Raw genomic sequence first — 22,781 nt, forward strand, 5'->3', positions numbered from 1 at the left:
AAGATGTGATGTTAAGATTTCATTAACAAATAAACCGCTATAAAAACAAAAGCCCGCCTGTACGGGCGGACTTAAGTATTGATTTGCGTAGGGAAGGTATGATATTTTTAAGCCTAAGCGTTAACTATCTTAGGTATGGCCTATCTGTAAAGTATTGGTTTTGGGCATTAACCACTAAGTTGCCCTCCTGCTGTTGCTGCTGGGTAGACTGGTAGTAAAGCAGCAGGAAATCGTACACAAACAATTCGTGTACACGCTGCTTGGTTTTAAACAAACGGTTCATGCTCATTTGTACCAAACTGATCAACAACAAATTCAGATCCTGCGGAACGGTATTAGATGAGATCAGCTCAGATAAAAGCAAAGCTGCCGGGCGGTTATTCAAACTCCTGAACCTGAGCAGGTCTTCGCCAACAACATCGCCGCCTACCGCGAAAAGCGATTCGATGCGACCGCGGTAATGCCTATACCTGAAGGCCAGTTGCCGGGTAAGCAGGTTATCATCAGCATCTTCCTGGTGCGATGATTTGGCAAGCAGTTCCATAACCGCGATCTTTTGCGTAGTATCCAGTTCAAAATCGCCCAATAGCCTATCTATAGATAATAAACCCCAAAGCCACCTGGCCTCGTCAAAATTATCGGTCATGTCCATTCTGGATAGCAGGCTGGCAATGGCCAGGCTATCATTAAAAAACAGTTGTTCAACCAACTCTATCGAAGCTTCGCCGTAGCGTTCCAGTTCACGCTCGTAGGTATCAAACTGTACTTTCCAGATCTGCTTTGATTTGATCAATTCCGAAAACGTGTTGTTAATGCTCTGAATAACCCTGCCCAGCGCAAATACCGATGCCAGGTGCACCCTGAAACGGATATGAGGTTCGGGATCGGCATGGCGCACGTAAAACCACTGGTCTATCAAATCTTCGTGATAAAGCTTTTTACTTAGCTGGATCAGCTCATTGCCAATTACCTGGTCGGCAGTTTTAAGGCCGCAATACAGTTTAACATACAGCCATTCATCCCCCGGAAAAAACTGCCTTTTAGCAATATTGGCGCTTAACGGGGTGGCGGTAGCGTAACGGTTTTCCGGTGTTTTTTCGCCACGTTTTAAAACGCCTACAAACTGGGTAGCAATCTGCTTTTCCTCTTTCTTTTTTAAGATGATGTTGCTGCTGCTACCTATATATTCTTTTAGTACAATTTGTTGCTTTTTCTTGCAGCTTGATAACCAGGCCACAACCTCAAGCCTGCTTGTAGTATGCACAACAAGCTCGTTATCGGCATCGGCATAGGTAAAAGTATCGGGCAGTTGCCAGTAATTCAAAAAGCGCTCCCATGCTTTATCATAGTCGCCGGTTATTGCCTGTTGCAATTCTGTTATGGCGGTGTTATTAATATACCAGGTTTTTAATGCCAGTATAACGCCTTCGTAAACAATACGCGGAGTTTTAGTTACACCTAATGTTGGCAATATATCAAGGTTGATGCCCAGTTGTTGTTTCGCGCTTTGTTGTTTTATATCATCTAAAAAACGGTAAACAGCTAAATTGTTAAGGCCATAGTTACCTGCGTTGGTAGTTGCAGGTATAACGCGGCGGTTAAGGCTAACCGAGCGTAACACCACCTCATTATTTTTTACGGTTACCATTAAATCGTTAAGGTAAACTTCGGGTTTACCGTTGCCCTGGGCATCGGTTAGGGGCGCCTGGTAGCCGCGGGGGGTACCCGGTATAAAACTGCCCAAGCTATCCGAGGGCGAATGCACTATCTCGGCCACTAAAGCCGGATCGTATATGTATGCTTCTGTTTCGGCAATTTCCGCAACAATTTGTTTAAAGCTTTTTTCGGCCGAGGCCAAGCGGTTAAAAATGGCGTTACCTGTAGGTTTGCCACAACTTTCAAGATATATTAACGGCTGCTCATCGTCAGAAACGCGGAACACAACCGAAAAGCTTGGCGGCAACTCATGTTCATCATCCATATCAACATGGCCCACCAATGCCTTTGGAAGATCAATAACTTCGCTTGCCGGATTATTTACTACCTGGCTTATCAACCACTTTACAGTAGCCGGATAACTGGTGCCGTTAATATTTACCTGCGCTTGCTTATCCTTTTTTTCGCTATGATAGCCAATCCCCGTTTCCGGATCAAGCACCTGCATTAAAGGCACTTCCTGCTCATGATATCTTTGCTTAAAGCGCTTTACAAAATTTTCCAGATCGCTATGTTTTGGCTTCGGGGTGATATTGTTTAGCATATCAATGGCATTTAGCAATTTATCAGTATAAGCTTCATCAAGCGTTGCTGTTGCCCCCTGCCTGAAATAGTCAACCTGCAAAAATGTCCCTCCCGAAACTTCGCCTATTAAATTTTTCAAAATCATAGCTATCTTATTGTTTTTTGTAATTACACTATCGGCACAGTTTAAAACCTGTTTAATGGCATCAAAACCTGCCAGATAGGTATTGGCCGAACTTGTATTTGGAGCAATACGGTTTAACACACATATGGCGTGATCAATGTATTCATTGGCGTAAAACCTCGGCTCAAGCTCACTCCATAAAACCTGGCTATCAATTAGTTCATTCAATCTTTTTGCCGCGCCATCGGCTTTCATCCCAAACGTGTGGGTAATAAATTCCAGCAAATCGCAATACGGGCGCTCAACCTGGCAAAACTCAATTATATGTTTCACATCGTCGGATACCGCTATTGATGTGGTTCGGCATTTTGCATATTGTAAAGTTTGTCCATCAATTTTGCGATACTCTTTATTGTGGGTATAAAGGGTTTTATTTGCGTGGTAGCTTAATAATGGTCTGATGGCATCATCATTAAGTAACCCAAGGCAAATACTATAAATGGCCGCCGGATTAAGTTTTGTATGCTGATGGGTTTCATTAAGGTTGAGGCTGGTTTCTGCCCCCAGGCTAACAGGCGCGTAGCCGCCAAACAAGCCGGCGGGCATATCGCCGGTATTAACCCGGTTAATAAATTTGGCCAGCGTTAGTTCAAGTTTTTCGCGCTTCTTGGCATCTGTTATGGCATCGATATTTAAAACGGCCTCGTGCAGATCTTTTGAGGTTAACCATAGGGCCTGCATAAACAGATCATCATCAATAAATTTACGCACAGAAGCCGATGTCAAAGCCTCATCGCAATTAAACGCGTGAAACTTTAACATCAGCCCTGATGAAAATTTATATAATTCAGATAGTTTTTGCATTTTCATGTTAGATGGTTAAAGCAACCTCATTAATGAAAAACCAGTGCCTGGTATAGCCCTTAAGCGCGGTATAATACCTCACCTATTAATAAATTCCAGATACCGTGTTTGTTGGCGGAACTTCGGTCGGATTCCAGCCCATCATTCCATTTACACCACCTTGTGCACCGCTTTTTGCAGCATTATTAGTTAAAACCCTGTTAAGTACCTGCACTTGTTTAATTTGAATTTTTGGCAATGAAGCTTTGTCGTGATTTTTCATATTTTTAAACTTTTAAATGGTTATGGATTAGTACTTTTTAGCCCTGATGATATAAATGTGGCTAAGGGGCTTGTGAGGAGAAAATAATTAGTACCAATGCCCGTTTCCGGATGACCAAAACCGCGTTTAAATGGGACGAAAAAAACAACCAATTAAATTTTGCAGTGAATAAAAAGATGTTTAAAACCATAGCCCAGCATTTGTTATTCTGGGTGATCTATATGGCTTACGAAAGCGTAGCAGCTATTGCCGGAGGCGTTTACAACGGTGTTATTGCCACTGCATATCCCTTTCTGATCAATGCTGCCGATTTTTATATTTTTTGGGGATGTTACGTGTGGTTGGAGAAAAAAATAAGAAACAAACCTTTAAGAATTACAACTATAGTTATATCAACTATAGCCCTCGTCATATTATCAGCCTATTCCAAAATTTGGCTTTCTATGCTGGCCCAATACCAATCATTTTCAAGCTTAGGTACTCATGAGCGTTTAATAGCGATGGGATCAAGAGCTACCTATTTTGGAACAATGGGGGTTGCGTACGGATTTTTTAAGAGGATAATAACCAAAGAGCGTGAGGCCGCACAGCTCCGTTTAGAAAAAGTTAAAATGTTGCAGCAACAGGAAAAACTGGAGAAACAAGCACTTCAGGCCGAATTAAATGTGATCAAATCGCAAATTAACCCGCACTTTGTATTTAACACCCTGGGCTTTTTATATTCTGAAACTTATAAAAAACTGCCCGAGGTTGGCGATGCCATTATCACACTTTCAAACATTATGCGGCATGCCTTAACCAAAAATGAAGACGGGTTTAGCACGCTTGAAAGTGAATTGGGTTATATAAAGGATTTTATAAAGATCCATGCTTCCCGAAGCCCTTCGTTTTTTATGAAAATAAATATCGAAACAGTTACCGCTCAGTATAAAGTAGTATCACTTATTTTAATAACGCTGATCGAGAATATGTTTAAGCATGGCATATTTAATCAGAGCACTAAAGAAGCCACTTTGAATATTACGGTTAATGATGGAATATTGCATTTTTATTCGCTTAACTTTAAAGGGGGCAATACAATGAACAAGGTAGAATCTAACGGGATAGGGTTAAGCTATATTAGGGAGAGATTGACAGAAGAATATGGGGAGAATTTTGAACTTGCTATTAATGAAACACATAATAGCTACGAGTGTAAACTTACAATGCCATTAAAAACAGTATGAAAGTAATTAATTGCATTATAGTTGAGGACGAGCAATACGCCATTAATATTTTGAGCGATTTTATCTCGAAGGTGCCTTTCATTAACCTCGAACATACGTTTAACAATCCGATAGAAGCTCTGTTGCATTTAAAAAGCACCCCCGTCGACCTGATATTTCTTGACATCAATATGCCCGAACTATCGGGTATCGACCTGATCAAATTATTACCCAAAAATACCGAGATCATCATTACATCGGGCTACAGCGAATTTGCCGTGGCAGGTTTTGAAAACAATGTGCTTGATTATCTTTTAAAACCATATTCGTTCGAGAGGTTTTTACAGGCTTCGCAAAAGGCGCTCGACAAACTTTTACTGCTTGATATACCCAAACCCACACCGGTTAGCGAACAAAGCGATTCGTTTTATCTTAAAACCGATCATGGCCGCATTGTACGGATCAACTTTAATGATATTATTTATATAGAGGGGCTTAAAAACTACTGCTCGGTATTTACCGAGCACGAACGCCATATATCGTTAGTAAGTATGAAAACCCTGGCGGATAACCTGCCGCAGCAGGATTTTGCCCGCACTCATAAATCGTACATTATCGCCTTAAAACGCATTAAATCAATAGATGGTAATATGGTGATGTTCGATAAGATCAAAGAGAAGATCCCCATCGGCGTTACCTACCGTGATAGCTTTTTCGCGCAGCTGAACAATAAAATGTTTAAATGATCAAAGCTTTTTGCGCGCTTTTTCCGATTTAAGGTATTTAAGCATCATGCCGTACAATATGCACTCGTGCAGGCGTTGCCGGGTGCTGAAGTAACGGTTAACGGCCATATGGATAATGCTGCTTAAAAATCGTTCGTTCCAATCAATGTGATAGCGTTGCAGTAAGTTCACAATGTTTTCCCGTTTTTGCTGCAACAGGTTATCATATACTAAAAGCACATTATCCAGGTTACCGTGATATTTTCTAAACAGCTGATCGATCTGTATCTTAACCGCTTTATCATCAAACTCGTTTAAAAAATAATTCAAGCCTTTTTCAACAAATTTTATTTGCACGTTAATATCATTGGTCATCAGGTTCAGGTAATCTTTTATCAACCAAAATATTAAAAACCAATCTTCAGTATCATACCGGTTAGTTTCAAGCAGGCGGAATACGTTGCAACAAAACAGCGTTTCTATACAAAATAAGCCTTCTGCCTGTTCAATTTGGTGGCCATAGCGCTCCAGCTCGCGTACATAAGTATCCAACTGAACAAGGTGTACCTGCCCGCTTGCCAAAAATGGCGACAGCGCCTCGCGTACGGCCAGGTAAACATCCTGAAAATCATCTTCCTTAAACAAATTAACCCGCACCCTGATATGATTATCGGGATCATTATACCGGATAAAAAACCACTGTTTAACATTTACAATACCCGAATGATCAAGCAGTTCATTAAACCTTAAAATAACATTATTGGCTATGTTAGTACTCAAATACAACTTGATAAACAACCACTCGCTACCCGGAAAAAAGTTACGCTGCAAACTATGCTCGGTATATTGAAAATAACCGGGCCTTACCGGGCGTTCAAAATAAAAAGGAGCCACCAGCTGATGCGCGTATGGGCTTTGATCAGGCCCCTTAACAACGCTTTCATACTGTAAATGGATACACTCCGACAGGATGAGCACCGCGCCCTGTTTAGCTATCTCTTTAGCCAGCACCTGCACCCCAACTTCGTTATTTACATCTATTAGTAACTCGTTATCGCCCTTTACTATAAAAAACTGATCGGGCAATAGCCATTGCTGCTTAAAAGCCGTAAACAATTCGGTAAACCTGGTTATTTGCTTCTCGGCCTTACAAAGCTCGGCTAATATAACCGGCGTAAATTTCCATGTAGCCCGGTGTAAAATAAGCCCGTATGTAGTTTCAACCCGCGGAAAAAAAACAAAATCTTTTGATAACGCGCCCCAGTTAAAAGATAGCGAGCCATTACTGTACTGATGCTGGATATCGCACAAAAAAGTATAAATAGGGTGTTGCGAACGATTATAATTATAAGCACTGCTCAGCCTCGGGATTATTTCCTTTTGATATTTTTTTGAAAATAGCCTGAACGCGTTTTGCTCCAATTTTACATAAATATCATCAAGCTGTAAAACAGAATTGCCCTTGGCATCATCAATGTAAGCCAGCTCATGCGGCCAAAACGGCGGATGCGACATTACGTTCAATATCCGCTCTTCGGGCATGTGGATCACTTCGGCAAACATAGCTTCCGGACTGTTTTCGGCCTCCTTTTGGGCTACTTCCAATCCGGTTTGATAGATCTCTTCATTGCCAACGGCAAAGCGTGCTACCATGTTCAAAGCACCGGGTCCGGTAAGCCTTTCCAGGTATATGATATCGTTTTCAAAAAGCTGAAAAACGGCACACATGGCAAAGGGTAGTTTATCAACCGGGCGTTCTTTTACAAAATTATCGGGCATAATGATCTTGTATTGCCGCCCAGCCTTAGCCTGGTTTAACAGATCAAGCATTTTGAAATCGAGATCGGCATACTCAATTTGCGTACCTCCTCCATCCATACCTGTGTAAAGGCCTTCTGTAAAAAGGGTTTCATGCTCATACCATTGGCCATATTCAATACCGGTATCAGTATCAAAGGCCTCGAGCAAGGCAACGCTTTGTTCTTCATAGCGTTTTCTGAAACGGTTTTTAAACTGCTCGATCCGCTTGTTTGTACCAGGATTAGTAAGATTATTGAGCAAGGTTATCCCCCTGGATATTTTCCATTGCAGCGGATTGCTGACCACCCCTGCTTCCAGCCCGTTAAAACGGGTAATATGGATCTGGTCTTTAAGCGTACGGCCTGTTATGTGATTGGTTAATTGCTCTACCCGGGTATAAAACGAGAGCCAGCGCGTGTTATCTGCAGGTTCGTCATTAGCCTCATCAAGCAAGCCCTTTAACTGATTGATGGTATCATTTAAAACCTGGTTTTCTGTTGCTTGAATAAACAACGGAAAATCGCTTCCAATAACCGGCTCATACGCGGGTTTAAGCAACTGCCCATCTATCAGGTCGTCAATAAATTCAAGCAGATCGTCGCTATCAAAATCAGGGAACCGATCAAGCAATTGTTGCTTATTCCATACATCGGTACCAATACTTTCAATAATATTGTCAAGCACCGGGTTTGAATCGATCGCGCTTACCTGGTAAACACGCTGGTTATCAATTACCTGATAAGTAATAAACCTAATATCATCGCCTACCTTATAAATAGTATTGTTTATTTTATAACCGGCAGTTAACTGGTTGGCTGTTTCAATTTGCTTTGCCAGGGCAAAACTCACCACAGCATCGGGCACTATATGCTTTTGATATTTCCCGTTAAGCCTGATATTATTGTTTGTTCCCCAATTTGCAGGAGCACAACCGGCAAACAAGCCAAACGGGGTTGCCCGGTTACTCATACGCGACAGGTATTTGTACAAGCTTGATATTAATTGTACCTCTTTAACCGGCGCTTTTTCTCCACCCGCAAAAAAAGTATCCAATTCATCGTAAAGCGATTTACTGGCTATGTAAATCCCCTCTTTTATTAACGGGTTATGCCATAGCATATACAGATTTTCTTTATCAAGCTTTTGACGGTATGATAAAGCGGCAGAACGTAAAATTAAACCGTTAATAAAATTAACTTTCATCAGCATGGCGGCAAGGTTAGGGAGCCTAAACAGTGGAACTTAAGGTACTGTTATTTTATTTAGCTGTCAAAAAACAATATATTTTTAATATATATTTCCCAATAATAAAAAAAGGGCAAAGTTTTTTTCAAGACTTTGCCCTTTTGCGGGTCAATTTAATAAAGAAATGGAATTTTAAACCAAATTACTACCCTTAAAACACGAGGTGGTTAATTAAAAGTATTTTATAGAAAATAGCAACAATGGACAAAACAACCACAGTTAGCTTAAATTAATACTATCATAAACCGGGTGGCAGGCTTTTACGGCGGTTAAGTTGCTTTATTTTCTCCTTTACCAAATATCATTCTTAAGGCCTGGTCGCGGGTTAAAAATGCTACCGCCCAGTTATAAAGCGTTTTGATTTTATTATTATAATTTACCAATGATATAAGGTGGATAAACAGCCAAACAAATAAAGCCGCTATACCGCTTAAATGCACTTTGTGCTTAAACAGATCAACCACCGCGTTATGGCGGCCTACTATGGCCATGTCTCCCCTGTCAAAATATTTAAAGGGTTTAAGGGGCTTGCCTTTTGCCATGGCTACAAAGTTTTTGGCAGTATTACGCCCGGTTTGTATGGCCACCTGTGCCAATTGCGGATGGCCTTTAGGATACAGCGGATCGGTAGTTTGTACGCTGATATCGCCAATAGCATATACATCTTCCAGGTCTTTAACCCGGTTATACTCGTCGGTTATCATTCGGCGGCCAATACCCAGGCTTGTTGCCGGGATCCCTTCAAAAGTATTGGCGATGATACCTGCCGCCCAGATCAGGGTTTTGGCTTCCAGTTTTTCGCCGTCGGCAAAGGTTACCACGCCATCGCTAAAATCACTTACATGGGCATTTAATTTAACCTCCACACCCAGTTCAATTAAAGCCTGGCGTGTTTCTTTATGGGTTTTATCGCTCATGGGTGCGAGCAGGTTAGCACCGCCATCAACAATGTAAATTTTGCCTTTGGCACCATCCAGCTCGGGGTAGTCTTTTTTAAGGATGAATTTCTTCATTTCGGCAAGCATACCGGCCACTTCAACACCAGTAGGGCCACCACCTGCTACTACTATGGTTAACAGTTTTCTACGTTCTTCCGGATCGGTAGTGATAGCGGCCTGCTCCATGGTTTTGATGAGGGCGTTACGCATACGCAGGGCATCGTCAATTTCTTTTAGCGAGATGGCATTTTGCCTGATACTTTCAATGCCGTAAAAGTTGGTGCTCGCCCCTGCCGCAAAAACCAGATAATCGTAAGGTAACTCGCCATTGGTAAGGTAAACTATTTTTGCAACCGGATCAACCTTAACCACCCCAGCCATGCGGAAGGTTAAGTGTTTATCCCTAAAAAGTTTGCGAAATGGGTAACTGATACTTGAAGGTTCAAGGAAACTGGTTGCCACCTGGTAAAGCAGCGGGGTAAAATAGTTGTAGTTGTTTTTATCAACCAAAGTTACCTCGTAATGCTTGTTTTTATATAAATGCTGTGCTACGTTTAAACCGGCAAAACCGCCGCCAACTATTACTATTTTCTTTTTGCCGCTGTTGGGTGTTGTGCTTATCATGATATGGTATGTTTTACTATCATTATACCGGCAAATAAAGCTTGGTTTGGGGTGAACCTTTTAAAAGCAGTGTAGCCTTTATTCGCCTTTGTTTTATGGTATAAATTTAGCAAAAAGTGGCGCAAACAGCTTCATCTTAGTGTAATTATTACACACTCAAAAACACACCCAAAAGCATTACAATACCCGGTATTTATACCAGATATAACAAGCCGCATACCAAACAAATAAACAACTGAATTACAATACATTAAATAATATTAAAACCACAACCTAAGCGATATACCGCCAAACATCATCGCATAGTTATGATATTTCGGCACACGTTGAATAGGCCTTGCGCTTACTGGATAATTTTTATTCCGGCGGGAGCATCTACAATAGTTTTTACCTTACCTGTACCCTGCTTCACGTGCTTTATTTTCACTACGCCAAGCGGTGTTGGATAAGTACCTTCGGCAAAAGTCAGGTCGCCCAGATGAGGTTCAATCTTGATTACCTTGCAACCCGGAGCCATTACTTTTACACCAAGCACATACTCGGTTAGCCATGGCGTTGGCCCCGATGCCCAACCATGCGATAGGCTGTGCCTGAAACCTTTGTAACAATAAGCACCATAATCGCCGTGGATATCTTTTTTACCATCGGGCACCAACTCATCAATGCGCGATGCATTAGGCAGCCAATCGATATTAAAATCTTCCCAAAATGTAGTGGCACCCAAGCCAAGCATCGGCCCCCAAAAATTACGGATGGCATCAATACCTCCCTGGTAATCGCCAGCCTTAGCTTTGGCCAGCAACATGTAATAACCAAAGAAAGTAGAATAATTATGTACCCCACCTGCAGAGAGTATCTCATTGGCCTCTCGGGCAGGCAACAAACCAGATAAACCTAATAAAGCAGCCGCCTGTTTGGATCCGGCAGCATCAGGCACATTGGTTTTAAGCTTAGCCACGGCTTTATCGCATTTTTTCGCGGTAGTGGGATCATTTAAAATTTTGCAAAGCTCAGAACCGGCGTTTAACGTCATTACCAGCATGGCCTGCAAACCGGCATGGATAGCTGGTTTGTTCTCGCTGGATGGCCAATCCAAAAACCGACCGGCACCGTCCAGTTTTTCACTGCCATTTGCATCAACCTGTACGGCGTATTGGTTTAACAGTTTAACAAGGTAATCTTTTTGCTGCCGCAGATATTTCAGATCGCCGTTGTGCATGTACCAATCGCGCTGGATCAAGATCCACCACATGGAGTAGGATACCATGCCATTCATATAGCCGGGCAATGGGGTGATATCACGCGCCAGATCGAGACTTTTGGGCACTACCGGATTGTTGCCAAATACCACGGCAATGGTTGAAGTTTCGGGGTGCATATCGCCTACCCAAACCAGGCGGTCGCGCTTGATGCCATCCCAAAGGTAATCCTGCATATTGAGGTGTACAGTGTATGCTCCCGTAAGCCAGATCTTATTAAGCAGGGTATCGCTGCATTTAAACGAGCCTAAATATGGGATATCACGATAAATAAAAATAGCCCGTGCTTCTTTCAATTTCAGTTGACTGTTATCATCAACCAGATCGATCCGCACAAAACGAAAACCTGTATTGCCTATCTCTAACTTGCCCAACCATGGCAGTGAAACGATCATATCCCGCATGGCATGATCATTAGTAGCACCCTTAATGGTATCGATGTTCGACATGGCTTCGCTGGCCGATTCTCCAAAACGGATGCGCACCCTCACAGGCTTACCTCCTCTTGATTGATCAGTTACTAATTGCAGGCCACCGTGCAGTTCTTTACCAAAATCAAACAGGATACCAGGTTTGCCTTTATCGTTGCTTTGCATAACGCAAAGGTCTCTACCTGAAAGATCGGCCTGGCCATCGCCTTGCTTTAATAGTTTTTCGGCATTGATGATATTGGTTGATGCATCAGGCGATTTCCAAAGGATGCGCGTTGGGGAAAGATATTTTCTAACCGTTTCTGTTGATTGGGCTTCGGCAGATCGTTTGGCATCAAAAACCGGGGGGAGTTTTTGAGCATGGGCAATGAGGATTGCAAACGATAATGTGAGTATGAATAGAGCTTTTTTCATGCAAGATTATATTAAAAAACAAGCGGCCGCTCGGCTCCAGCCGAGTTGCTCCGAAAAAAACATGTCATTGCGAGGTACGAAGCAATCGCATGCTATACAGGGCGGCTATGCTTCCGTGCGATTGCTTCGTACCTCGCAATGACATATTGGTATAGCTGAATAACTGTAAAATATTAATAAGCTTTTCTTTATCAATACAACACTTCCTTAACCGTAACCGGCCCGGTCAATCCTGAAGCCTCTAATTTGCTTTCAGGCTTATATGGATTAACATTAGTCCAGGTGTGGCGTTCGCTTACTGGTAGCTTGCTATCGCCAATTAAACGGTTAACCCATGTATTTGTAACCTCAATATCAACCGTGTTGGCACCGGTTTTCAAAACGCTGGTCACATCCAACTGGTAAGGAGCAGTCCAAACTCCGCCAACATATATTCCATTCACTTTCACCTTCGCCATAGCTTTTACCTGACCAACGTCAAGCAACAGGTGTTTGCCTTTTTCCAACCTCGCAATGTTAAAGGTATTATGATAAACCGCCGCGCCAGAATAGTATTTGATCTCATCTTCCGGCCTCAAGGTCCAGTCAACCAATTTATCAAAAACAACCGGCTTAGTTGGTCCCCATCGTTTCGCATCAAAGGTAACTGTCCATGGGGTATTTAGCTCCGTTAAAACTTTCTGAGCTGGAAAGTTCTCATGTTTGGTATTGCCTACGGAGGCGGGTTTTCTAAAAATCACGAATGCGCTTTGATAGGCATCCAGCTTAAGCGGTACGGTTGTTACGCCATCTTCCTGCTTATATTCGGGCAGGCTACGGCTTTGGCCTGTTGTGGCATCCCAAAGTTCCGGGGCTTTACCACTTACCCTGAAAGCGGCATTAATATCAATGTTCTGAGCCGTTTGGTTGGATACAAAATACATATCGCCATCGCTTAGTTTACGGTGGATAAACAGGGCCTGCCCTACGGTGTTAAATTTGCAATCGGGCACTACTTTAACCAGGTTGAGTACCTGCTGCATATCCAATCCATTAATCACTAATCCTTTGCCGTACTTGTTGGTTTTTACCGAAACGCTATCGATATTGCCCCAAAGTGATGCCGCCATCTTTTTGATCTCGGCATCGGCAGTAGCATAGTTTTGTAAACTCGGTGAGCGTTCAGGCTTTGGCCCCAATACCGTTAAACCATCGTTAACCAGCTTGGTGATGGTTTTTAACAATTCGGGACGCATGGTTTTTAGTTTAGGTAGCACCAACACTTTATAACTCATACCGCCGGGTAGTACTAATCTGCCGTTTATTACTTTAGCACGCTGGTTCAATACCTCGCCATTGATATAATCAAACGAATACCCCTGGGGCAATTCGGGGTCGCGTACGCCAGTCATTTTAGGGGCATCTTCGCCAATAAAGTAGGCCACATCGGCCACGTAATTGCCCTGCCTAAGCATATAATTGCAACGTTTAATATAGGCCAAAAACAAATCCATATCATTAAACCAGGTGTTGTTGCGGTTAAACTCGTTCGAGAACCAGGCGTTTGTTCCCGGCACCCGGTTATCAGCAAGTTGCGAGATAAATACATGCAGCAAGGTATTATTGATGCCTTCGGTAAAAAAGCGGTCGCCGCGTTGTTTCATCATGGCCGGGTAGCGTGTAAACGAGCCGCCCGCACAGGTAAATGATTCGGCAGAAACTTTGGTTTTACCATAAATATGTGCCGACGATGAGGCCGCCCTGTTTTCGATATTACCCAAATCACCCTCGCTCCAAAACTCCCCACCTATCTCATCCGATTGTCCTCCATATTGCAAAAACTCACCCGGGAAACCCCAATGTCCGTAATTCTCCAACCAGGTAGTGATACCGTGTTTATGGCTTACTTCACGCAGTCCGCCCACATAATCATAGGCTACCCTATCGGCAACAAAACGGCGCAAGTCCCATAAAAACCTATCGCTTTGATCCTGGCTGCCAACTACGCTGCCGTTTAGCACGGGCAGATATGGTAAGGCATCATAACCATATTTGGCTTTGAAGTTTTTAAGCATATCGTCCGTCCAGTTTTGACTACCGGTTTCGTAGCTATCTTCTACCGCTACTTTAAAGCTTTTGCGGTCGGCAGCGGGGATCCGTTTGATGATCTGGCCCAGGAAAGCGTCGAAGTGTTCGGCGATATGTTTCTTGCTCATCTTATCCACTTCCAGTCCGCGGCCTTCCGGTGGTGCGGGGGCATTGGTAACCTGCGTAGGTGCCATGCCACTACGCATAATGATCCAGTTGCCGGCAGGCACATCCCATTTCAGCGTGCCATCAGCCTGCATGTATTTGGAGATATCAATAACTTTTTGGGGATCGATAGTATAACGCGAATCGTCAATTACCGGCTGCGGCTGCCATTGGTATTCTTTCCAATACGGCAGCGGGGTTTGATACATTTTAGCCAGCGATTTCTCCGCGTAATTCTCTATGCCTGGTGATGCCGAAATTTTCAGTTCGGCAATATCACTCCCTTGCGAACCATTGTTAAACACAATACGGAAGCTGTTGCTTGTAGTGGCCGGGATAGATTTAACGCCCGGTGCATATGGATTAAAGCCCACGTTAAGGTTATCGTTGCTCCTATCTACCACAAAATGCTTAACAGTTTGATAACTACCCGAGGCATCACGTGCCTGGATATCGCCTTCAAAGCGCAATGCCTTGTGCGCGGGGTAGAAAACAAAACTACGTGCTGTATAAGGTGAAGCGGCTTCGATGGTAACCATCGGCTTCGGATCATTAGGGATAGTGTAAACCGTGCTCTCATTACCATCCATCAAATTGGCGGCATGCGCATCTACCGGCTGCGAACTAATGAACGAACTTTTCATCGCCTCGCCAAAATCTGCCGGTGCGGGGAAAGCGATAACCCTTACATCCTGAAATTGCTTTTGCGGCTGATCCAGCTTTTGATCAAGCTTAAGCGGACCTTTTACGGTTAGTGTTGATGAAGCCAAATACCGCATCGACTGCTCCGGCTTGATCCATGGTCCACCGGACTGGCTCCAACCCGGACCATTGAAAATGCCGATATCGATTTTAAGTTTCGTGGCTGTTTTAAGTGCGGCGTGCAAAATATCCCACCACTCGGGTGTAAACATTTTTACTTTACCATAGGGGATCTCATCCAAACCAATATTGCCGATAAAAGCCCGGTTGATACCTACCTTTTTCATCGACTCGAGATCTTTGATAACACCCTCTTTAGAGATATTTCCCGAGATCCAGTACCAATACACACTGGTTTGCACCGAATCGGGCACAGTTTTGAAACCGCTGTACAGTTTGTCCTGCTTAGGGGTTTTGGTTTGCGCGGAGGCCTGTTGGGTTAAGCCGGTTGCACCGAGCGTTAGTAGGGTAAAAAGAGCTTTTTTGTAGATATTTTGCATCAGAGATAGTGTTTCTGCATTTATAAAAATCACGTACATCAACCAACTGGTCGATTACACAAGTTTTATAGATGAAAGCTGCTAAGTTTATAATTAAAACAATACTAAGTTTTTCAATATAAACCGGCATCCTGTACTATCCTGTGTGGGAAATTGTTTAAGAAACAGATAAAGCCGCTATTGCGAGTAGCCATCCTGGAGCCTGCGCAATTCATGGTTCAAAAAAGCCAACAGATCATTTTTGCGCAACTCTTCCTGTTTGGCAGCGGTGATATCAACCATAGTGCCCATCATTTTCATGGCCAGGCCATCGCTGCAATAAAGTTTGCCGGTTAGTTTTAACCAGCGGCTATCGCAGTTATTGGTATTGATGTGCAGCTCAGTTTCAAACTCCTGCTGCGAAACGCAGGCGGCTTTGGCGGTCTCCAGCACGTGTTTTTGCTTCCACTCTACCAACTTTTGCATTAAAATACTCAGGCCAAATGTGCTGCTGCCTTTCATCCCTAAAAATCCGCTGGCTACAGGGCATAGGTGAAACTTTTTGCTGTAAATACTGAAACTCCACATACCTATACCCGCGGTGGCCAATACGTTGCTCACTGCCATTTCGCGGGTGTGTGCCCGTTCTGAAATATCTACCAAAAAAGCATATGGATTCAGTACTGTACCGGGCAAAACAGGGCGGCTAAAACTTTCGGCATTGCCACCAACTGAAAATTGCTGCCCGGCTTTTACTATTTGCTGCGAGGTAAGGGTTGTTGCCATGAGTTTAATTTTGTTATGATAAAACTAAGGCGATTGGCGGGCGGTTGGGGTTGTTATTCGTTGAATGGGCAAAAACTGTCGGTGAGGGATGGGACTTCAGTTTTTTTAGTTAGCTCTTACGAGAAGTATAATCGTCAATTTAAGAATAAGATTTTTAAGTTCCCCTCTTGAGAGGGGGCGCGATGGGAAAAAGTGAGAGCAGGGGTGTGTTATACGAGCGATAAACGTCGCGCAGAATAACACACCCCTCCACCCGCTCTCAAGAGGGAAATCGCACACTCCCAGGCTTTTTTCTTCCATTTACTTTTACACCAACGTAGCGTAAAACAACTTAGCTTCATCAATGGCGTTCAAACACACCGAAGTTACATCATTAACCAGCTTAAGGGTATCCATACCGGCATCTTCAACCGTTTCGAGCGCGTCAAGTATCGGCTCCAGTTTAGGTAACAGCCCCATAATGGATACCGTGGTCTTCATGTTATGGGCGATGCTTTTTAACGCGCCGAGATCTTCTGTAGTCAGCGCATTTTTTAGGGCGTTGATATCGGCCAGCGTAAGTTCGATGAATTGCGAGGTTACCAGCTTTTCATAAGCCAGGTTGCCTTTGCTGATATCTTTCATATAATTGAGATCGATGCATTGGTAAGCAGGCTCCACAACTTCCGGCTTAGCTTCCTGTTGTTGCGATGCATCGGGTACAAACTTTAATATCAGCTTAAACAGTTCATCTTCATTTATGGGTTTGGCTATGTAGCCGTTCATGCCATGACTCAGGCATTTTTCACGCTCGCCTGCCATGGCATGGGCTGTCATGGCTATAACCGGAACGTTGAGTTTTAATTCATTGCGGATCTGGTAGGTGGCCGTGTAACCGTCCATTTTAGGCATCTGGATATCCATCAGCACTAAATTATATGTACCGGTTTTAAGCTTGCTGATCGCTTCCTCTCCGTTTGATACGATATCGAAACCAGCATTCCATTGCGTGAGCAGGTGCTTCATCAGGCTTTGGTTCATGGCGTTATCATCAACCACCAGAATATTGAGCGATTCGCTTACCTTATCCTTGTTTTTTCCGGTCTCTTGATGCGCGGTTTCTGTAAACTGCTCATCGGCTATGGTGTATGGGATATAAAAGCTAAATTCGGTGCCCTTGCCCAGCTCACTGGTAACTTCTATTTGCCCTTGTTGCAAAACCACCAGATCGCGTACTATGGATAGGCCCAAACCGGTGCCTCCGTAGCTTCTGGTAATGGAATCCTCGGCCTGGTTAAAGCGCTCGAATATGGAGGCCAGTTTTTCTTTTTTGATGCCGATGCCTTCATCAGCTACCTTAATGCCTAATTGTATGGTTTTGCCTGATATCTGTTTGTTGTAAACTTCTATCCTGATCTCGCCACGCTCGCTGAATTTTAGTGCGTTACCTATCAGGTTAACCAGTATTTGCGTTAAACGGGTAGCATCCCCAATAAGCGTATCGGGCACATCAGCATGGATCTTATTACTGAATATAAGGCCTTTTTCTTTGATACGTTCATGAAATAATGTTTCTATCGAATCGATCAATCCCCTTACACTAAACGGCGACTGCACAATGCGCATCATTCCGGCTTCAATTTTTGATAGATCGAGGATATCGTTAATAATATCGAGCAGACTTTCGCCCGCCTTTTGGATCGAACCTACAAACTCATCGGCATCCTGATCAATTTTACGCCTTTTTAGCAGGTTGGTAAAACCCAATATAGAGTTGAGCGGCGTACGGATCTCGTGGCTCATATTGGCCAAAAAGTTCTCCTTGATCAGCAGTGCTTCGCGGGCTGTTTTTTCTGACACATCCAATTTATTGATCAGCCTGCTTTGCTGGCGAAACTGGTTCACTATAAACCAGCACAAACCACCTCCGCATAAAAACATAAACACCATCAGCAAATTACCGTATAAACGCGCCATCGAGCTATTTTTGATCACGGCGGCGCTCAGGCCGTCCATCATTTTTTGGCGGTTATTGTATATTTTATGGGTAACGTCGGTTATCTCGTTCGAGATGCGGCGGGCACGAGGATTAGCTATAAAACTGGTATCGTTCATGTTACCGGTTTGGGCGTAACGGTACAGCAGCATGTTTTTTATCTTCACCTTTTCGTCTGCCAAAACACTGAGGCGGTCGAGATAACCTTTCACTTGCGGGTCATGTACGCCTATCTCTATTGAATCGAGATAATCCTTTACATACTTGATCTTTGAATCTACCCCTTGCAGGTGCGAAGTATCATCGGTAGCGATGGCCGCCCTAATGCGGGATTCAACACCCAACAAATCGCGGTCAATTTCGCGCAGGTGGTTGCTGGTATGCAGTTCTCGCAACAGGCTATCATTGCCCTTGCGCATGGAGCGCATGTTTTGCGAAAAGTTGAATTGAATAATTAACAGCAATATAGTGCCGGCAGCAAATGATGCCAGTATCAGGTAAGCAAATTTCTTATTGGTCATTACAAAAGGCGTTGAACGCATTGATGATCAGTAAATATGCAGCTGTTAAACCTAAATTAAATCTACAAATCGTTGGCAGGGGAATATCTGTCGGTGAACTGGCCTAAATTAACGATGGCTAAAAAACGTTCATCCTGCTGTTAAGCGCCTTGCGGTAAGCATCGGCCACTGGTAAAAATTTACCGCCAATTACCAGTCCGCCATCCTGCAGGGTATCTATTTTATCAATGGCGATGATATACGAGCGGTGCACCCTGATAAACCTTGCGGAAGGCAGTTTCTCTTCGGCCGATTTTAACGTGCCATGTATGGCGTATTCTTTTTTTGGGGTATAAAACTTTACGTAATCGCCCATAGCCTCGGCATACAAAATATCATCAAGTTTTAGTTTGCGAGTGATGTTTGAATCGCGTACAAAAATAAACTCGTCGTTTTTTACCTGTACATCATCATCTTTGCGGCTTTCAATAATTTCGCGGGCTTTGTTTACGGCCTGTAAAAACCTGCCGGGCGTAACGGGCTTTACCATGTAATCGGCAACGTTCAGTTCAAAGGCCTCTACGGCGTACTCTTTTTTTGATGTGGTGAAAATGATAACCAGATCTTTATTTTTAAGGTTGCGGGTAAGCTCCAGCCCGTCCATTTCGGGCATTTCGATATCCAGGAAAAGCAGATCGACAGATTGGGTTTGCAGGTGGTTATAAGCCTCCATCGCGCTGCAGTACTCGCAAATTACATCAAGATCTGTAACCTGGCTGGCCAAATGGCTCAGCGTGGCACGGGCAATAGGGTTATCGTCAACAATTAAGCTGGTCATTACAGGCAGGTGGTTTTTTATGCTAAGATAAGCATATTTTGCTTTTTGCCCCGGCCCTCCCTCCCAATACGGGAAGGCCGTTTTGTGGGGCAATAAGTGGTTATGATAGTGGGGTATTGCTTATCTGAAATGCGACCTCAGCATCCAGGCCATGCCTTCGTGGGTTTCCATCAGTCCGGTAATAAAATCGCTGGTACCTGCGTCATTGTAATCGCCTGCAAAAGCATTGATATTGCCGCGGATAAATTCGATGATACTTTCATGATCTTGCAGCAGTTCTTTAATAAAACCGAGGCTATCGTTTTTATGGTCGAGCTTTTCGGTTAAGTGGGTAAGCTGCAATAGCTGGGTTAAAGTAGCAGGCGCGTAATGGCCAATTTTGCGGATGCGTTCGGCAACGCTATCCATCACCTCATCAAGCTCATTGTATTGTTGCTCGAAAAAGATGTGCATGGCATGGAAATCCGGGCCTTCAATATTCCAGTGGGCATTGCGGGTTTTGGTGTATAATACAAACTCGTCGGCCAGTAATTTGGCTAACTGATCTGAAACGGCCTTGCGGTCGGCTTCGTTTATTCCGATGTTGGTTTTCATAAAGCGTTTTGATTTATTGTGATCTATTCGATGCGTGATGGATGGCTGTAATTGCTAAACAACCGTTTAATAGGGCAATACATGGTGAAGGCAGTTACTTCGAGGTAAAAAATAACCGGGGCTATCAGCAACATGGTGTGGGTATGATAATTCCAATCAACAGCCGAAAGTACGGGCATAGTAAACACCATGGCGCCACGGACCACGGCTTCGGTAGTGCTTAAGTTTTCAGCAGTATCATCAGGAAAAAGCTTAGCGGTAAGTTTACTCCAGGAAAAACCTTCGTGTGTAACCGGATCAGATTTTGAAACGGTTTTTAGTTTGGCAGACCTGTGCTTGGTGATATCTCTGGGATCGGGTGGTAAAAGCAATGTTTTCATGGTATCCTGTTTTACTTTGGTACCATAAAATTAGCCGCACGGCCTTAAAGCCCGCAGTTAAATTCGTTGAGCGGGCAGTTTGAATCGGTAAAAGGTATTTTGAGTAGGATGATGTTTAAACAGCTACTTAAACCAACACCATTTCGATGTGATCGATGCCGTCCTCATCGTAAACATCGCCTTCGGCTTTAAAACCGAAAATCTCGTAAAATTTAACAGCATAAAGCTGCGCTCCTATCCTGAGCGGTACATCACCGTACAGTTTTTTAGCAATATCGATGGCCAACTGCACCAATACTTTTCCTGCTCCCTTGCCCCTTACTTTACTGCTGCTAACTATTCGGCCAATGGATGCTTCGGGATATGATTTACCTGCGGGCACTATACGGGCGTAAGCCACCAATTCCTGTTCTTCATCAAATAATAGCAGGTGATGACAGGCATAGTCTTTATCATCCTGATCAAGAAACACGCAGTTTTGCTCCACTACAAAAATCTCGCTTCGGAGTTTTAGCGCCTGGTATAGTTCGGTAACAGTGAGATCGTTAAAAGGCTTGCAGATGTGGGTGTAGCTCATGGTGTAAATCTTATTTCGCACAAAGGGGAAACCGCAAAGCTTTCTTTGTGCGAATACGCTAAGGTATGAATTTGTGCAGAAGGGAAAAACTATAGTACTCTTTGCATAAAATCACTTACCTCGCCATACGATGAACATTGATTGGAGCAGATTTTTTAGCCCGTTCAATTGCCGATTGATAAGCTATAAAGGCGTTAACTTTTACCTTGATCGCGTTGGTGTTTATTGACGTGGTAACATTTCCGGTTAATTGAAGCGCCTGGTTCAGCAGCGGATCTGCCGGGTCGCCAAATTGTTTGAGGGGTAGTTCTGCAAACTCATCAACGGTATAATCGGGTATTAAGCCATTGCTGTAATCGCCTTTTCCGTTAGCGTTGTATAACTTAAATATCAGCGGATGTAGAACAAGATTTATCTGTGCCGGCTTACGTTCATCACCAATGGCAAAGCTGGCCATATCCTTGCCTATTGTTGTTTGCCCTATTTGTATAACAGACGTATAAGGTTTGAGGGCGTTGATCAGCAATTCGGCAGATGAAGCTGTAGCGGCGGTGGTTAATACGATCACTTTTTCGAGGTTTAAACGCCTGCTTTTAATATCCGAAAATGATTGCGGTTGATAATCGTTCTCCAACATGGTTTGTTGGAAACTGCGGTTGCTTCTGCCCCCGTTTTTATTGGCCTGGTATATAACAAAGGTTTGATCAGCATCTGTGTTGGTTAGCATCCCCCCTATTTTCGCCGCCGATGAAACGTCTCCGCCGGGATTGTAGCGAAGATCGATAATGAGGTTTGAGATGCCTGCAGTGCCTAATTTTGATAAAGAATCGAGCATGTTCCGGTCGAAAACGCCGTTAAAAGCATCATAAAAAACATACCCTGTTTTTTTTCCTCCCGAGCTGAATATTTTAGTGAGATATACAGGCTGCTCTGTAAAATATTGGGCGGATAAACTAAGCGTACCCGCGTTGATAAAAGCGCCTTCATTCAGGCTGGCCAATTGCAGTTTAACAGGACTGCCTTGCTTAAGGATATGCTGAATATTGTTAATACTTGTGCTATTAATAACGATATCATTAACAGCGGTAAAAAAGTCACCGCGCTTTAAACCTGCTTTGTAAGCCGCGCCGCCGGGTACTACCAGGGTTACTGTGGCAACTAACCCACTGGGTGCAGCAGTATTAGTGAGTATAGCATAATCAAACCCGTAATAGCCAAATGATGAATATTCTGTTTTTACTTCATCCGGATCATCCAGGTAGGAGAACCTGTCGGCACTGTTGAGCAGGCTTTTGAAAAATGACGTTGCCGATGTGCCCAAGGCTGGGCTTTTAGGTAAAGCTTCATTCCAGTAATAATATACCTGCATACTATCCAAAATCCATTTTTGAGTGGCAGATAGGTTATTGGATGGCACATTATCCTTTTTACACGATAAACAGGTTATTATCAGCATTAAATAGAAAAGAGGGAAACAGCGCGGGGTTTTCGTTTTCATCAGATAGTATTGTACTTGTCTATGATACGTTTGGCAAAAGCCCTATTCCCTATTGAAGAATGATATTTTTATATTCTACGATATTTTC

The 22,781-nt window shown here is 43.4% G+C and carries 15 protein-coding genes; 2 read left to right on the plus strand and 13 right to left on the minus strand.

The features are described from left to right. Nucleotides 1-124 precede the first annotated feature (124 nt). Nucleotides 125-3,229: a lantibiotic dehydratase gene (locus tag AAFN85_RS28145; protein ID WP_347531302.1), complete on the minus strand. Its 3,105-nt coding sequence runs from the start codon at nt 3,227-3,229 to the stop codon at nt 125-127. Between the two features lie 85 nt (nt 3,230-3,314). Then, nucleotides 3,315-3,491 (minus strand): hypothetical protein, encoded by a 177-nt coding sequence (locus tag AAFN85_RS28150; RefSeq protein WP_347531303.1) that lies wholly within the window; start codon nt 3,489-3,491, stop codon nt 3,315-3,317. Nucleotides 3,492-3,601: 110 nt separating this feature from the next. Between AAFN85_RS28150 and AAFN85_RS28155 the strand changes: the two genes are divergently transcribed. Together AAFN85_RS28155 and AAFN85_RS28160 are read left to right on the plus strand one after the other, a co-directional pair. Beyond that, nucleotides 3,602-4,717 (plus strand): sensor histidine kinase, encoded by a 1,116-nt coding sequence (locus AAFN85_RS28155; protein ID WP_347531304.1) that lies wholly within the window; start codon nt 3,602-3,604, stop codon nt 4,715-4,717. Continuing rightward, entirely contained in the window at nt 4,714-5,442 is a 729-nt protein-coding gene (locus tag AAFN85_RS28160; RefSeq protein ID WP_347531305.1) for a LytTR family DNA-binding domain-containing protein, read from the plus strand. The genes AAFN85_RS28155 and AAFN85_RS28160 overlap by 4 nt, the downstream gene beginning before the upstream one ends. Here the strand turns inward: AAFN85_RS28160 and AAFN85_RS28165 are convergent, their stop codons facing one another. From AAFN85_RS28165 to AAFN85_RS28215, 11 genes are all read right to left on the minus strand, one after another. Beyond that, nucleotides 5,443-8,424 carry a lantibiotic dehydratase gene (locus AAFN85_RS28165; RefSeq protein ID WP_347531306.1) on the minus strand — a complete coding sequence of 994 codons (2,982 nt, stop codon included), beginning with the start codon at nt 8,422-8,424 and terminating at the stop codon, nt 5,443-5,445. Between the two features lie 311 nt (nt 8,425-8,735). Further along, nucleotides 8,736-10,028: an NAD(P)/FAD-dependent oxidoreductase gene (locus AAFN85_RS28170; RefSeq protein WP_347531307.1), complete on the minus strand. Its 1,293-nt coding sequence runs from the start codon at nt 10,026-10,028 to the stop codon at nt 8,736-8,738. A gap of 343 nt (nt 10,029-10,371) precedes the next feature. Further along, a complete protein-coding gene (locus tag AAFN85_RS28175; protein ID WP_347531308.1) occupies nt 10,372-12,132 on the minus strand; it encodes an alpha-L-rhamnosidase in 1,761 nt (586 codons plus the stop codon). Nucleotides 12,133-12,323: 191 nt separating this feature from the next. Continuing rightward, entirely contained in the window at nt 12,324-15,566 is a 3,243-nt protein-coding gene (locus tag AAFN85_RS28180; RefSeq protein WP_347531309.1) for a glycosyl hydrolase, read from the minus strand. Between the two features lie 177 nt (nt 15,567-15,743). After that, a complete protein-coding gene (locus AAFN85_RS28185; RefSeq protein ID WP_347531310.1) occupies nt 15,744-16,331 on the minus strand; it encodes a hypothetical protein in 588 nt (195 codons plus the stop codon). Nucleotides 16,332-16,637: 306 nt separating this feature from the next. Next, nucleotides 16,638-18,848, minus strand: a complete 2,211-nt coding sequence (locus AAFN85_RS28190) for a response regulator (RefSeq protein ID WP_347531311.1) — start codon at nt 18,846-18,848, stop codon at nt 16,638-16,640. A gap of 97 nt (nt 18,849-18,945) precedes the next feature. After that, nucleotides 18,946-19,644, minus strand: a complete 699-nt coding sequence (locus AAFN85_RS28195; RefSeq protein WP_347531312.1) for a LytTR family DNA-binding domain-containing protein — start codon at nt 19,642-19,644, stop codon at nt 18,946-18,948. 120 nt (nt 19,645-19,764) lie between these two features. Further along, nucleotides 19,765-20,238 carry a DNA starvation/stationary phase protection protein gene (locus AAFN85_RS28200; protein ID WP_347531313.1) on the minus strand — a complete coding sequence of 158 codons (474 nt, stop codon included), beginning with the start codon at nt 20,236-20,238 and terminating at the stop codon, nt 19,765-19,767. A gap of 23 nt (nt 20,239-20,261) precedes the next feature. Then, nucleotides 20,262-20,618, minus strand: coding sequence for a hypothetical protein (locus tag AAFN85_RS28205; RefSeq protein WP_347531314.1), 357 nt, complete (start codon nt 20,616-20,618; stop codon nt 20,262-20,264). A gap of 127 nt (nt 20,619-20,745) precedes the next feature. Next, complete coding sequence (locus AAFN85_RS28210) at nt 20,746-21,195, minus strand: GNAT family N-acetyltransferase (protein ID WP_347531315.1); 450 nt, start codon at nt 21,193-21,195, stop codon at nt 20,746-20,748. A 115-nt stretch (nt 21,196-21,310) separates the two neighbouring features. After that, nucleotides 21,311-22,693: a S41 family peptidase gene (locus tag AAFN85_RS28215; RefSeq protein WP_347531316.1), complete on the minus strand. Its 1,383-nt coding sequence runs from the start codon at nt 22,691-22,693 to the stop codon at nt 21,311-21,313. Nucleotides 22,694-22,781: the final 88 nt, after the last annotated feature.

Origin of the sequence: Mucilaginibacter sp. CAU 1740 (assembly GCF_039839285.1) — a bacterium.
Classification (GTDB): domain Bacteria; phylum Bacteroidota; class Bacteroidia; order Sphingobacteriales; family Sphingobacteriaceae; genus Mucilaginibacter.

What these genes read in the sequence shown, in the direction of transcription:
- AAFN85_RS28215 (WP_347531316.1), bottom strand. Translation starts at nt 22,693, where the DNA reads ATGAAAACGAAAACCCCGCGCTGTTTCCCTCTTTTCTATTTAATGCTG.
- AAFN85_RS28180 (WP_347531309.1), bottom strand. Translation starts at nt 15,566, where the DNA reads ATGCAAAATATCTACAAAAAAGCTCTTTTTACCCTACTAACGCTCGGT.
- AAFN85_RS28200 (WP_347531313.1), bottom strand. Translation starts at nt 20,238, where the DNA reads ATGAAAACCAACATCGGAATAAACGAAGCCGACCGCAAGGCCGTTTCA.
- AAFN85_RS28165 (WP_347531306.1), bottom strand. Translation starts at nt 8,424, where the DNA reads ATGAAAGTTAATTTTATTAACGGTTTAATTTTACGTTCTGCCGCTTTA.
- AAFN85_RS28145 (WP_347531302.1), bottom strand. Translation starts at nt 3,229, where the DNA reads ATGCAAAAACTATCTGAATTATATAAATTTTCATCAGGGCTGATGTTA.
- AAFN85_RS28190 (WP_347531311.1), bottom strand. Translation starts at nt 18,848, where the DNA reads ATGCGTTCAACGCCTTTTGTAATGACCAATAAGAAATTTGCTTACCTG.
- AAFN85_RS28195 (WP_347531312.1), bottom strand. Translation starts at nt 19,644, where the DNA reads ATGACCAGCTTAATTGTTGACGATAACCCTATTGCCCGTGCCACGCTG.
- AAFN85_RS28170 (WP_347531307.1), bottom strand. Translation starts at nt 10,028, where the DNA reads ATGATAAGCACAACACCCAACAGCGGCAAAAAGAAAATAGTAATAGTT.
- AAFN85_RS28210 (WP_347531315.1), bottom strand. Translation starts at nt 21,195, where the DNA reads ATGAGCTACACCCACATCTGCAAGCCTTTTAACGATCTCACTGTTACC.
- AAFN85_RS28175 (WP_347531308.1), bottom strand. Translation starts at nt 12,132, where the DNA reads ATGAAAAAAGCTCTATTCATACTCACATTATCGTTTGCAATCCTCATT.
- AAFN85_RS28150 (WP_347531303.1), bottom strand. Translation starts at nt 3,491, where the DNA reads ATGAAAAATCACGACAAAGCTTCATTGCCAAAAATTCAAATTAAACAA.
- AAFN85_RS28155 (WP_347531304.1), top strand. Translation starts at nt 3,602, where the DNA reads ATGACCAAAACCGCGTTTAAATGGGACGAAAAAAACAACCAATTAAAT.
- AAFN85_RS28160 (WP_347531305.1), top strand. Translation starts at nt 4,714, where the DNA reads ATGAAAGTAATTAATTGCATTATAGTTGAGGACGAGCAATACGCCATT.
- AAFN85_RS28185 (WP_347531310.1), bottom strand. Translation starts at nt 16,331, where the DNA reads ATGGCAACAACCCTTACCTCGCAGCAAATAGTAAAAGCCGGGCAGCAA.
- AAFN85_RS28205 (WP_347531314.1), bottom strand. Translation starts at nt 20,618, where the DNA reads ATGAAAACATTGCTTTTACCACCCGATCCCAGAGATATCACCAAGCAC.